At 47.4% G+C, this 13,451-nt stretch carries 9 protein-coding genes; 6 read left to right on the top strand and 3 right to left on the bottom strand.

Annotation, left to right across the window (positions count from 1 at the left end):
* Position 1: 1 nt before the first annotated feature.
* The gene (gene barA, locus AAA946_RS13935; RefSeq protein ID WP_338165375.1) at positions 2-2,818 is read right to left on the bottom strand and encodes a two-component sensor histidine kinase BarA; all 2,817 of its coding nucleotides are present in this window, start codon (positions 2,816-2,818) and stop codon (positions 2-4) included.
* 196 nt (positions 2,819-3,014) lie between these two features.
* Here barA and rlmD point away from each other — a divergent pair, with 196 nt between their 5' ends.
* The 5 genes from rlmD to eno all read left to right on the top strand — a co-directional run bounded on the left by rlmD (position 3,015) and on the right by eno (position 10,672).
* Positions 3,015-4,328, top strand: a complete 1,314-nt coding sequence (gene rlmD / locus AAA946_RS13930) for a 23S rRNA (uracil(1939)-C(5))-methyltransferase RlmD (protein WP_338165374.1) — start codon at positions 3,015-3,017, stop codon at positions 4,326-4,328.
* 62 nt (positions 4,329-4,390) lie between these two features.
* Positions 4,391-6,613, top strand: coding sequence for a GTP diphosphokinase (gene relA, locus AAA946_RS13925; RefSeq protein ID WP_338165373.1), 2,223 nt, complete (start codon positions 4,391-4,393; stop codon positions 6,611-6,613).
* 75 nt (positions 6,614-6,688) lie between these two features.
* The gene (mazG, locus tag AAA946_RS13920; RefSeq protein ID WP_338165372.1) at positions 6,689-7,495 is read left to right on the top strand and encodes a nucleoside triphosphate pyrophosphohydrolase; all 807 of its coding nucleotides are present in this window, start codon (positions 6,689-6,691) and stop codon (positions 7,493-7,495) included.
* A 162-nt stretch (positions 7,496-7,657) separates the two neighbouring features.
* Positions 7,658-9,298, top strand: coding sequence for a CTP synthase (locus AAA946_RS13915; protein ID WP_338165371.1), 1,641 nt, complete (start codon positions 7,658-7,660; stop codon positions 9,296-9,298).
* Between the two features lie 75 nt (positions 9,299-9,373).
* On the top strand, positions 9,374-10,672 hold the full coding sequence (eno, locus tag AAA946_RS13910; protein ID WP_252012574.1) for a phosphopyruvate hydratase: 1,299 nt from the start codon (positions 9,374-9,376) through the stop codon (positions 10,670-10,672).
* Positions 10,673-10,876: 204 nt separating this feature from the next.
* Here eno and AAA946_RS13905 read toward each other — a convergent pair whose 3' ends face one another.
* Positions 10,877-11,056, bottom strand: coding sequence for a hypothetical protein (locus AAA946_RS13905; RefSeq protein ID WP_338165370.1), 180 nt, complete (start codon positions 11,054-11,056; stop codon positions 10,877-10,879).
* A gap of 35 nt (positions 11,057-11,091) precedes the next feature.
* Between AAA946_RS13905 and AAA946_RS13900 the strand changes: the two genes are divergently transcribed.
* Positions 11,092-12,267: an Ldh family oxidoreductase gene (locus tag AAA946_RS13900; RefSeq protein WP_338165369.1), complete on the top strand. Its 1,176-nt coding sequence runs from the start codon at positions 11,092-11,094 to the stop codon at positions 12,265-12,267.
* 97 nt (positions 12,268-12,364) lie between these two features.
* On the opposite strand, the gene AAA946_RS13895 is transcribed toward AAA946_RS13900, so the two are convergent.
* The gene (locus AAA946_RS13895; protein WP_338165368.1) at positions 12,365-13,390 is read right to left on the bottom strand and encodes a helix-turn-helix transcriptional regulator; all 1,026 of its coding nucleotides are present in this window, start codon (positions 13,388-13,390) and stop codon (positions 12,365-12,367) included.
* Between the last annotated feature and the right edge of the window lie 61 nt (positions 13,391-13,451).

Genomic DNA, 13,451 nt, shown 5'->3' with positions numbered 1-13,451 from the left:
CCTAGGACCCTGCATCTTGTTCCCCTTTCAAATACAGCTCTGAAGTTTCCAGTACCTTGTCCATTTCGTCTTGCAGCTCAAACAGCTCAGGTTCAATGTCCTCTAGGCTGTCACCGGCACGCAGGGCTTTTTCGATGGTGGCACAGATAGATTTGAGTCGTGGCACGCCACAATATGAGCAGCTGCCATGCAGTTTATGAATCAAATGGATCACCTGTTCCACATCGTCGAAGCCGTTGTCGAGGATGTTATTGGCCAGCTCTGCCACTTCCGGAATAAAATCGACCAGCATCTGCAGCATATCGATGGCGAGATCTTCTTTGTTGGCTGCCTGTTTTAGCGCGGCATTCCAATCTATCACTTGTGAAATGGGTTTTTCCACGATAATGGCTGGCGGTGTTTCCGCTTGTTGATCCACATCGCTTGGTGCAACAAAGTCTAAGCACGCTTCCGGCTCGGATGGACGTAGGGGCACCCATTTATTGAGAACCTGCAGCAGCATGGTTTCATCAATCGGTTTGGTTAGGTAATCATCCATGCCTTCTGAAAGCAGTCGGTCGCGCTCGCCACTCATTGCGTGAGCAGTCACCGCCACTACTGGCGTCGCGCCGTTTTGCTGCGTTTCTTTGATTAGCTTACACGCAGTCACGCCATCCATTTGTGGCATTTGAATGTCCATGAACACCATATCAAAGTGCTGCTCTTGCGCTTTTTCCACGGCCGCTTGACCACTTGTGCAAGATACTACGGTTTCGACACGCTCAGAGAGCAGTGCTGTAATCAGCTTCAGGTTCGCAGGGTTGTCGTCGACTGCCATGACATTGAGGTTGCGTTTTTCCGATGAAATGACTTCCACAGCAGGGGCCAGCAATGCAGGTTGTTTGTCGACCAAAGATTGCAGCAACTTGCGGCGTGACAGAGGCTTAGTCAAACACTGCACTTGGTGGGTTTGCATCAAGTAATCAGACAGAGCCAATTGAGTGCTGGCAGTACCAATAATGATATTGGAGGTAGACTGCTTGCAGCGCGCAATCCACTCTTCAATCACGGTTAGCGGTATTTCTTCATTGGTTGGCAGACAGACTATGATGTAATCGAACGACTCGACGCGCTCTGGTAGTGTCGAGCGGTAGGTAACCATGACACCTTCGTTAGTCAGGGTCTGTTGTAGCACTGAAGCGGCTTGCATGTTTGGTTCAACCAATAGCAAGCGTTTGTTGTGGATCACCGATGGGTCGATAGGATCCAACATTGGAATGTCGGTTGAGCTGAGTTTAACGGTAAACCAGAATGTCGAGCCTTGGTGCAGGCGACTGGTGAGACTAATATCACCACCCATTTGACCGACCAGTTTTTGGGTGATGACCAAGCCAAGGCCGGTACCGCCATAACGTCGTGAGATGCTCGCATCAGCTTGACTAAAGGCTTGGAATAACTGGGCTTGTTGGCGTTCAGAGATGCCGATGCCGGTATCTCGCACCATAAATTGCAGCTCGACACGATCTTCTTTGTTGCTTTTCAGCTCTACCGAGATGTCGATGTTGCCGCGCTCAGTAAATTTGATCGAGTTACCCACAAGGTTGGTTAGGATTTGCTGGATACGCAGCGGGTCACCCACCAAGCCGCTTGGGATTTTCGGATCCACTTTTAGCGTTAGCTCTAGGCCTTTTTCATGGGCACTGGTCGCTTGCAGTGCCACCACTTCATCAAGGCTGTCTTGGAACTCAAATGGAATATTCTCCAGTGCCAGCTTACCCGCTTCGAGTTTCGAGAAATCGAGGATATCGTTGATGATATTGAGTAGGTTATTGGCTGACTTCTCGATGGTTTGCAGATAATCGGTTTGGCTATTGGTAAGCTGAGTTTTTAGCATCTGACGAGTAAAGCCGATGACGCCATTGAGCGGTGTGCGCAGTTCATGAGACATGTTGGCCAAGAACTCAGACTTCACTCGCGCCGCTTCTTGAGCACGTTTTTTCGCGATGTCCAACTCGACATTCTGAATCTCCAGCTGCTCAAGCGTTTCACGAAGATCGGATGTGGCTTGGTCAATACTGTGCTGCATTTCCACATGGTATTCAGACAGTGATACCGCCATGGCATTGATACCGTTTTTCAGTAAGTCGAGCTCGCCGTGCATTTTGCCTTCGATACGCACATCGAGATGACCCCGGCGGATACGGTCGACCATGTTTTTCATGTGTGAGATAGGGCGGGTCACATCGTACATCAAGCGGTAGGCAAAGATGCCGGATAAAATCAGCCCGAGCACTAATACCAAGATTGCCGAGAAGACTTCTTGATACTGTTGCAAACGCAGAGAAGATAAGTCGAGTTCAATGGCAACATAACCTAGGATTTGGCTGGTTGAGGCTAGCTCTCGCGTATCGGTGGCCAGCTGACTTTCAGCGATGACAGGTGCTCGGAGAATTAAGGTATTGTCACTGAATTCAGAGGAACTCAGGAACGGAATGGGGCGGTCTTTGGGAAACGTGAGTGTGTCGAAGTTAGGATGAAAGTTGGATGTTACAAACAGTTCATGTGAGGCATCGAAAACGGCGATACTGCGTACAAATTTTGAATTCTTGCGATGGGCGTAGCTAATCAGACGTCTGACCGATTCGCGGTTTTGATTTACCAGGCCTTGCTCACTGGCAATCGCCAGCGGTTCAATAATACTAGAACCAGCATTCAGCACTTGAGATTCAAGGTCGTGATAGCGGTTATATGAGAAAAAGGCACTAAGAAGAAGACCGATGATCAGGGTCGGTGCCAAGGTTAATGTGATTACGCGAGCGCGAAGGCCGTATCTGGTCATGTTAATTCGACATCATTATTTACCAACAGAGTGTCATCTGATGGGGGGATATGGGACAATACCCAGTATTGCATCCTCAAGATGACGTAAGCTTAATCAAAGCAGCGCTGTTCGACAATCATTCAGACTCAGAATAGTGAAACTCTAACAATATTTTATAGGCGCAAAGCACGAATGCTTTGCCTTGGAATTGGTCATGGCACGTTTTTTTAAACCAACAAAGAAAACTTCTTTCTCCAAAAAGCACCAAGAAGTGCAGATTGAACGCATGGATCACCACGGTGCCGGTATCGGCTATCTCAATAAAAAACCGGTATTTGTCGAGGGCGCGCTGGCGGATGAAAAGGTGTTGGTACAACTAACCGAGAGCAAAGCCAAATTTGCGAAAGCGAACCTCATCAAAATACTCAAGCCTTCTGAGCAACGCGTTGAGCCGTTTTGCCCGCATTACCATGAATGTGGCGGTTGTAATCAGCAGCACCTTGAACGTGATGAGCAAATTGCTCACAAAGAGCGTGTGCTGTCGCAGTTGATGACCAAATTTGCAGGACAAACACTGGCGTTATCGCCGTCTATTACCGGTGAAGGGCTTGGCTATCGCCGCCGTGCAAGGCTGAGTATTCAAGTCGATAAACAGCGTGGCCTGTTAATGGGGTTTCGCCGTAAGCAGAGTAATCAAATTGTCGATGTCGACCACTGCCCTGTGCTTGATGAGAAACTCAACGCGTTGATCCCTGAGCTAAGAGCCATTTTTGCTGATTTCAAGCAGCCAAATATTCTTGGCCACCTTGAACTTGTTTTGGGCGACGCAGCGCCCGTAGCTGTAATTCGACACACTAAGTCATTGAGTGACAAAGACCACGCTCGTCTATTGGCGTTTGCGGAGCAAGTTGGTATGACACTCTACTTTATGCCTGAAGCAAACCAACTCGATAGGGTGGTGGGTGAACAGCCGTTCTATAACGAAGTTGGTTTAAAGCTGCCATTTTTGCCTTCTCACTTTATTCAGGTTAACCAAGCAATTAATCAGCGTATGGTTGCCCAGGCATTAGAATGGTTAGCCCCAGAGTCATCTGATCGCGTATTGGATCTGTTCTGTGGTTTGGGTAACTTTACTTTGCCTTTGGCCAAGCGCTGCGCTCATGTGGTGGGTGTAGAAGGTGTACAAGATATGGTGGATTGGGCCACGGACAACGCGAAACTAAATGGTCTCGCTAATGTCGAATTTTATCAGGCCAATCTGGAGCAGGATCTGTCACAGCTGCCATGGGCATCGCAGCAATTCGACAAGATTTTGCTCGACCCAGCTAGGGCTGGCGCGAGCGGTGTAATAGACCAAGTTTCCGCGCTGGGTGCGACACGTGTCCTTTATGTTTCTTGCAATCCTGCTACCCTTGCGAGAGACAGTCAGAGCCTAATTGAACAAGGCTACACATTGACTCGTTTGGGTATGATGGATATGTTTCCTCATACCAGTCATCTAGAGTCGATGGCGTTGTTTGAAAAATAGCGCAAAGTCATCAAGGCTAACCGGGAGCGGTTAGTGAACCAATAAACTAGGAAGAAAAAGAAATGGTTGCGGTAAGAAGCGCGCATTTGAACCCAGAAGAACAATTCAATTTGGATAATTGGATTGCGTCACTAAAGCAAGATAAAAACACCTCGAAAAGATTGAAAGACGTTTACCGTCAGTGTGAGGAAATCGTTGCCGATAGTGATCAAGGGGCCTTGCTGTTGTGGCGCGGGAGAGAGATGAATGAAATCCTCATTACCCTTTCAATGGATAAAGCGACGCTGGTGGCAGCGCAGTTGTATCCAGTGGTCTCTAGCGGCTTGTATGATCGTGAGTTACTAGAAGAAAACTACGGCAAAGAAATCATCAAACTGATCGACGGCGTGGAAGAAATGGCCGCCATCGGTCAGCTCAACGTGACCCTTGAAGGCTCAGAAGCCTCGGGACAAGTCGATAACGTGCGTCGCATGTTGCTGGCGATGGTGGACGATTTCCGCTGCGTGATCATTAAGCTTGCTGAACGTATTTGTAATTTACGTGAAGTGAAAGATGAGTCCGATGAAGTGCGCTGTGCGGCCGCCAAAGAATGTGCCAATATCTACGCGCCACTTGCCAACCGTCTTGGCATCGGTCAGCTCAAATGGGAAATCGAAGACTACGCCTTCCGCTACCAGCAGCCAGACACTTACAAACAAATTGCCAAGCAGCTTTCCGAGCGACGCATTGTGCGTGAGCAATACATCAAAGACTTCGTTGATGATCTTACTAGCGAGATGCAAGCGTCGAGCATTCTTGCTGAAGTCAGCGGTCGTCCAAAGCACATCTACAGTATCTGGCGCAAGATGCAGAAGAAGAATCTGGATTTTGACGAGCTGTTTGACGTACGAGCAGTGCGAATCATCGCTGAGCGTTTGCAGGATTGCTACGCGGCACTTGGCGTCGTGCACACCAAATACAAACATTTACCTAGCGAATTCGACGATTACGTCGCTAACCCAAAACCGAATGGCTACCAATCGATTCATACCGTGATCTTGGGGCCAGAAGGCAAAACCATTGAAATCCAAATCCGTACTAAACAGATGCACGAAGACTCCGAGCTGGGTGTTGCCGCGCACTGGAAGTACAAGGAAGGGGGCAGTGGCGGTCGCAGTGGTTACGATGAGAAGATCACTTGGCTGCGTAAGCTACTCGATTGGCAAGAAGAGATGTCAGACTCTGGCGAAATGCTCGATGAGCTTCGTAGCCAGGTGTTTGATGATCGCGTTTATGCGTTTACACCACGTGGCGATGTGGTCGACTTGCCTATGGGTGCCACGCCGCTTGATTTTGCTTATCACATTCACTCTGAAGTTGGGCACCGCTGTATTGGCGCTAAGGTAGCAGGACGTATTGTTCCCTTTACCCACAAGTTGGCGATGGGTGACCAAGTTGAAATCATCACCGCGAAAGAGCCAAACCCTTCTCGTGATTGGCTCAACCCGACAACGGGATTTGTACACTCAGGTCGAGCGCGCGCTAAGATCAATGCGTGGTTTAGAAAGCAAAGCCGCGAGAAGAACCTAGAAGCGGGTCGTGAGATCCTTGAAGCTGAACTGGTGAAGATCGGTGCAACACTCAAAGATGCCGAGCAGTATGCCCTAAAACGCTTTAACGTGAATTCTGCTGATGAACTTTATGTCGGTGTGGGCAGTGGTGATCTAAGAATCAACCAGATCATCAACCACATCAACGCGTTGGTAAATAAGCCAACAGCGGAAGAGGAAGATCAGCAAGCACTTGAGAAGCTGCAAGAGTCAGAAAGCAAAGCGCCAGCGCAAAGCCGCCCGCATAAAGATGCGGTAGTGGTGGAAGGGGTGGATAACCTCATGACCCACCTAGCGCGCTGTTGTCAGCCTATTCCGGGCGATCAGATCAAAGGTTACATTACACAAGGACGCGGCATCTCGGTGCACCGCGCTGACTGTGAGCAGCTTGAAGAGCTCAGTCACCACGCGCCAGAGCGTATTATTGATACGGTGTGGGGCGGTGGGTTTGTTGGTTCTTATATTTTGACGATTCGTGTTGAAGCATTGGAGCGTGTTGGTCTTATCAAGGATATTACGACCTTGCTTACCAATGAAAAGATCAACGTATCGAGCATGCGCAGCCGTACTGATTACAAACGCCAGATGACAGTGATGGATTTTGATTTGGAAGTTAAAAATATCGAAGTACTGTCGCGGGTGTCAAAGCGTGTTGAACAGATCAAAGATGTGATGAATGTGAAGCGATTAGGCTAAACTCTTAATCAAATGACATTCATTAACAAGGGCGAGTGCTACCACACTCGCCTTTGTCGTAACTAGGAATCCAATATGACCCAACCTATAGACCAACTCCTCTCTATCATGGCGCAGCTTCGTGATGAAGAGAAAGGCTGCCCATGGGATAGAAAACAAACCTTCGACACCATAGTCCCGCACACCATCGAAGAAACCTTTGAAGTCGTCGATGCGATTCACAACAAAGACTGGCCGAACCTAAAAGAAGAGCTAGGCGATCTGCTGTTCCAAGTGATCTTCTATAGTCAAATGGCTAAAGAGCAGGGTTTGTTTGATTTTAATGAAGTAGTAGAAGGACTTAACGACAAGCTCACGCGCCGCCATCCGCACGTTTTTTCTGACGTTGAGTTTGAAGATGAAGCGGCGATCAATGCCAATTGGGAAGCAGAGAAACAGAAGGAAAAAGCGCAACTAGGCAAAACTGCGCAAAGTATTCTAGACTCAATACCACAGTCGCTTCCTGCGCTTTCCAAAGCCAACAAAATTCAGAAACGTTGTGCAAAATTTGGCTTCGATTGGGATGCTCTTGGGCCTGTGGTTGAGAAGGTTCAAGAAGAGATCGAAGAGGTCGTTGAAGAAGCGATTCAAGTCGATGTAAACGAAGACAAATTGGAAGAAGAAGTCGGCGATCTCTTGTTTGCCGCAGTGAATCTTGCTCGCCATTTGCAGAAAGATCCTGAAGTCGCGCTAAGAAAAGCCAACGACAAATTTTCTCGCCGATTTAAGGGGGTAGAAGCGCGTGTTACGGAGGAAGGTAAGTTATTGACGGACTTCAGTCTTCAAGAGCTGGATGCGTTTTGGAATGATGTAAAAAAACAAGAAAACAGCTCGGATTTGTGAACCGCTTCTCACTAGTGTAAGTTTCTACTATTGATTTGAAGCAAAAAATAAAAATTTTGAATGTGATAAGTTTCACGTTGTGGCGGTAAAGGGCTTCTGGTATATTTGCATCCCGTCCAGAAGAAATCCATTTTCCCTCATTCAACCAACTTCAGGTTAAACATGACGACAAATTATATTTTTGTTACTGGCGGGGTAGTATCCTCTCTAGGTAAAGGTATTGCAGCAGCATCTCTTGCAGCAATTTTAGAAGCACGTGGTCTTAAAGTGACCATGATGAAGCTTGACCCTTACATCAACGTTGATCCGGGCACAATGAGCCCAACTCAGCACGGTGAAGTGTTCGTCACGGAAGATGGCGCTGAAACTGACCTGGACCTTGGTCACTACGAGCGTTTCATCCGTACCAAGATGACAAAACGCAACAACTTTACTGCTGGTCGTGTTTACGCTGACGTTCTACGTAAAGAGCGTCGTGGTGACTACCTAGGTGCGACTATTCAGGTTATCCCACACATCACAAACGCTATTAAAGATCGTGTCATCGCTGGTTCTGAAGGCCACGACGTTGCGATCGTTGAAGTTGGTGGCACAGTTGGTGATATCGAATCTCTACCATTTATGGAAGCTATCCGTCAGCTAGCGGTTGAGCTTGGCCGTGAGCGCGCTATGTTCATGCACCTGACTCTTGTACCTTATCTAGCCGCTGCGGGCGAAGTGAAAACTAAGCCAACGCAACACTCGGTGAAAGAGCTTCTATCTATCGGTATCCAACCAGATATTCTAGTTTGTCGTAGCGATCGCATGATCCCTGCAAACGAGCGTAAGAAGATTGCTCTGTTCTGTAACGTACAAGAGAAAGCGGTTATCTCAATGAAGGACGTAGATTCTATCTACAAGATCCCTCAACTGATTAAAGCGCAAGGTCTTGACGATCTTGTTTGTACTCGCTTTGGTATCACTGCTCCAGAAGCAAACCTATCTGAGTGGGAACAGGTAATCTACGAAGAAGCGAACCCAACGGGTGAAGTCGTTATCGGTATGGTAGGTAAGTACATTGAACTACCTGATGCCTACAAGTCGGTAAACGAAGCACTTAAGCACGCTGGCCTTAAAAACCGTCTAAACGTGAAGATCAAGTATGTTGACTCACAAGACGTAGAGACTAAAGGCGAAGAAGCACTAGCAGGCCTAGACGCAATCCTAGTACCTGGTGGCTTCGGTGACCGCGGTGTTGAAGGTAAGATCCTTGCTGCAAAATACGCACGTGAGAACAAAGTTCCTTACCTAGGTATCTGTCTAGGGATGCAAGTTGCGCTTATCGAATACGCTCGTAACGTAGCGGGTATGGAAGGCGCGCATTCAACAGAATTTAACAAAGAGACGAAATACCCTGTGGTAGGCTTGATCACAGAGTGGGTTGATGGTGAAGGTAAAGTTGAAGAACGTACTGAAACCTCTGATCTTGGCGGTACTATGCGTCTAGGTTCTCAGCTATGTCACCTTGAAAAAGGCACAAAAGCTTACGAGCTATACGGCAACGCGAAGATCCACGAACGTCACCGTCACCGCTATGAAGTGAACAATGTACTTCGTCCTCAGATTGAAAAAGCAGGTCTAAAAGTTTCTGGTCTATCAGCAGACAAGAAACTAGTTGAAGTGATCGAGAACCCAGCACACCCATGGTTTGTCGCTGCGCAGTTCCACCCAGAATTCACTTCAACACCACGCGATGGTCACCCACTGTTCTCTGGCTTTGTAAAAGCAGCAGGTGAGTACCAACGCGGTACTGAAGAAAAGTAAAAAGGATACGGGCGGCAGCGAAGGTTGTGCGGCTGCCCTAAATTTGACATTTATATTTAATGAGAGGAAACATTAATGTCTAAGATCGTTAAAGTTCTAGGTCGTGAAATCATCGACTCACGTGGTAACCCAACTGTTGAAGCTGAAGTACACCTAGAAGGCGGTTTCGTAGGTATGGCTGCGGCTCCATCTGGCGCATCTACTGGTTCTCGCGAAGCTCTTGAGCTACGTGACGGCGACAAAGCACGTTTCCTAGGTAAAGGTGTTCTTAAAGCTGTTGAAGCTGTGAACGGTGCAATCGCTGAAGCTCTAGTTGGTAAAGACGCTAAAGCTCAAGCTGACGTTGACCAAGTAATGATCGACCTAGACGGTACTGAAAACAAGTCTAAGTTCGGCGCGAACGCTATCCTAGCTGTTTCTCTAGCAAACGCTAAAGCGGCAGCAGCTGCTAAAGGCATGCCTTTGTTCGAGCACATCGCTGAGCTAAACGGTACTGCAGGTCAGTTCTCTATGCCTCTACCAATGATGAACATCATCAACGGTGGTGAGCACGCAGACAACAACGTTGACATCCAAGAGTTCATGATCCAACCAGTTGGTGCTAAGACTCTTAAAGAAGGTCTACGTATCGGTGCAGAAGTATTCCACAACCTAGCTAAAGTTCTTAAGTCTAAAGGCTACAGCACTGCAGTTGGTGACGAAGGTGGTTTCGCTCCTAACCTTAAGTCTAACGCTGAAGCTCTAGAAGTTATCGCAGAAGCTGTTGCAGCTGCTGGTTACGAACTAGGTAAAGACGTAACTCTAGCTATGGACTGTGCAGCATCTGAGTTCTTCGACAAAGAAGCTGGCATCTACAACATGAAAGGCGAAGGTAAGACTTTCTCTTCTGAAGAGTTCAACCACTACCTAGCTGAGCTAGCTAACCAATTCCCAATCGTTTCTATCGAAGACGGTCTAGACGAGTCTGACTGGGATGGCTTCAAGCACCAAACTGAACTACTAGGTGACAAGCTTCAACTAGTAGGTGACGATCTATTCGTTACTAACACTAAGATCCTTGCTGAAGGTATCGAAAAAGGCGTAGCTAACTCTATCCTTATCAAGTTCAACCAAATCGGTTCTCTAACTGAGACTCTAGCTGCTATCAAGATGGCTAAAGACGCAGGTTACACAGCAGTAATCTCTCACCGCAGCGGCGAAACTGAAGATGCAACTATCGCTGATCTAGCGGTAGGTACAGCTGCAGGTCAAATCAAGACTGGTTCTATGAGCCGTTCTGACCGTGTTGCTAAGTACAACCAGCTAATTCGTATCGAAGAAGCGCTAGGTGAAAAAGCACCTTACAACGGTCTTAAAGAAGTTAAAGGTCAGTAATTCATAGTTTGAATTATTAGCTTAAAGCTTTAATGAATGCCTCACTTTTTAGTGGGGCATTTTGCTTTTAAGGCTCTAAGAACAATGAGCCGCTCTGACCGTGTTGCTGCTATACCTAAAAGAAAGCAACCAACTAATTCGTATCGAAGAAGCGCTAGGTGAAAAAGCACCTTACAACGGTCTTAAAGAAGTTAAAGGTCAAGCTTAATTCTTGATTTTTAAACGACTTTGAAAAAGCCGCTCAATAGAGCGGCTTTTTTTATGGCCAATTAACCTTACAGATTTGTGACGTTTGTCATCAAAACGGGTAACAGTTTGGGTAACACCATCCAGTATGTTACTTCTGAATTTTGTCCAATGGGTTAAAGTGACTACAGTTTTCATAAAAACGTATTCCTACTTATACAGAGGACATTACCATGGCTAAAGTTAGCAGCCCTACTACTACGTTTAACAACGAGTACTTCTCATTCATCGTTTCTGAGTCTTGGAAGCACATCGGTGCATCTCAAGCGCACGCTGATATCCTAGCGCACAACCTACTAGTTGGTGGCCTTCAAGGCAAACTACACCAAGGTCTAGGTGTTATCGAAGCGGTAACTATCCCTTACGAAGCGGGCATCCTTGACACGACTACGACTCCAGAAATCGAGTCTGAAGGTGACACTTGGGCTGTTTACAACGGTAAGAAGTCTTCTGGCCACTACGTATGTACGCTAATGGCTCAAACGGCTATCGAGAAAGCACGTAAGCACGGTATCTCAATCGTATTCGGTTACGACCACTGTGACGGCGGCAACTTCTCTAACTACACACAGATGGCAATGAAAGAAGGCATGTTCGCAATGTCTTCAAACAACTCTGTACCTCTAAACGCACCATTCGGTGGTATGGATCCAGCAATGTCTTGCCCTCCGTTCGATGCGGCTCTAGTTGGCGGTGAAGAGCTACCACTAGTAACATCTATCATGATCGGTGAAGGTTACGACTCTCACATCTGTGACGCTATCGTTAACGACCGCGACCTACACGTTGCTGCACTTGTTGACCAAGACACTGGTGAGCTAACAGCTGACGCTCGTAAGTGGGGCTCTCTAATCGAAGGTTACGGCCGTGTTGCTGACTGTAAAGCACCATGGACGTTCCTAACGCCACGTCTATACTCGCTAAACATCTGGAACGAAGTAATGACGGCAATCATCAACCCGAAAGGTAAGATTGCTCCTGAGCTTCCAGCGGTACCAAGTGACTTCTTCACTATGGAAGATGCACCATGTCCAGTAGGCGGTTCTTACATCCTAGTGATTGACCCAAGCCACTTCGGTCCAATCGAAGAAGTGAAGCGTAAGTCTGACATGTTTGTTCAAGCGCTGAAAGCTAACCGTCCACGTGCTGGCTTCAACGAAGTATTCATCCCAGATGAGTGGGGCCTAAAAGCTCTTGCAACTGCAACTGATGAGCATCAAGTAATGGACGCTCACTGGGACGGTTTCAAAGACTTCCTAAAACGTTCTGGCACTTCAATCGAAGAGCTAAACGCGAAATGGGAAGCGAAAGTTGGCGCTGAGCGCGCAGCGGAAACTATCCGTAAGTAATTGAAAATCATACGCACATGATTTTAAGCCCGGTCCTTTGGACTGGGCTTTTTTTTGCTTGTAACCGACTGTTACTGGCTTAGGGAGATTAGCAGGGTTATTTTGAGGCGGACTGTCTGTATTGCTTTGGACTACAGCCCTCAAACTTGCTGAACGCGCGAAAAAAGGGTGGTGCAGAGTGGTAGTTGAGTAGCTCGGCAATTTCAGCAATGGGCAGCGAGGAATTGACCAAGTACTCTTTAGCAAGCTGCATTCGTGTATCCAATACTAGCTGCTTAAAGGTGGTGTGTTCCGCTTCTAGTTTTCGTCTAAGCGTGCGAGAGGTCATGTTAAGGTCGTCGGCCACCATTTCCATCGTTGGTAAGCCGTATTTCATTTGGCTGAGTAGCTTAAAGCGAATTTGGTAGCTCAGCGGAGAGTCGAGGCTATCGTCTAGTCGCTGGCTTTGCACGGTGGCAATATGGGCAATGATCGCAGGTTGTAGCGTAATGTCATGGTGCACCCATTCGACGGGAAAGCGCAATTGATTGTTGTTGGCGTTAAAACTCAAGTTATCGGTAAATATCTCTCGATACAATGGAGCGTAATTTGGCTCTTGGTAGGAAAAATCGACAAAAACATATTGAGATTTAAACAAGTCGCCAAGAAAGTTTTTCAATCCAAGGTAGTAATGGCAGAGGGACTCTTCCACATTGTAGTGCTGAGCTGAGCGTCCCTCAGAGCGGTCGACTATGGTGATATAGGCCCACTCGCTGTCGTAGCCGATATGGATATCGACGTAGTCTTTGGTCACGAAAGAAAACTGCAGTCCGGTATCAAGCAACTGCTTAATGTTCTGACAGTTGATCATCGCATAGCCCCAGGCGCCCATATCTTGCAGCTTGAGTCGCTTGGCGATGCGCAGCCCAAGTCCATCGATGTGCAGTTGGTTGACAGTTAGGTTGATCAGTTGGTGCACTTGGGAGACATGGATTGGGTGGTAGTGGCCTTGATTGATACGCATGATGTCGGCTTTACGTAAAAACTGATGTGCATCGAAGTCACTGCCCATAGACTGGCGAACGATCGCTTCCCAATGACCAATAATCGCTTGTAAAAAGTGTTGATGGTTCAAAGAATACACAGATATTGTCCTGAAGTATCATGTTGCTGTCCTGAAGTGTAATTAATAACGTCCAGTTTAG

It is taken from the genome of Vibrio sp. 10N (assembly GCF_036245475.1).
Lineage (GTDB): Bacteria > Pseudomonadota > Gammaproteobacteria > Enterobacterales > Vibrionaceae > Vibrio.
Note: the sequence above shows the minus strand (reverse complement) of the source record. Positions and strands in the feature narration are given on the sequence as shown.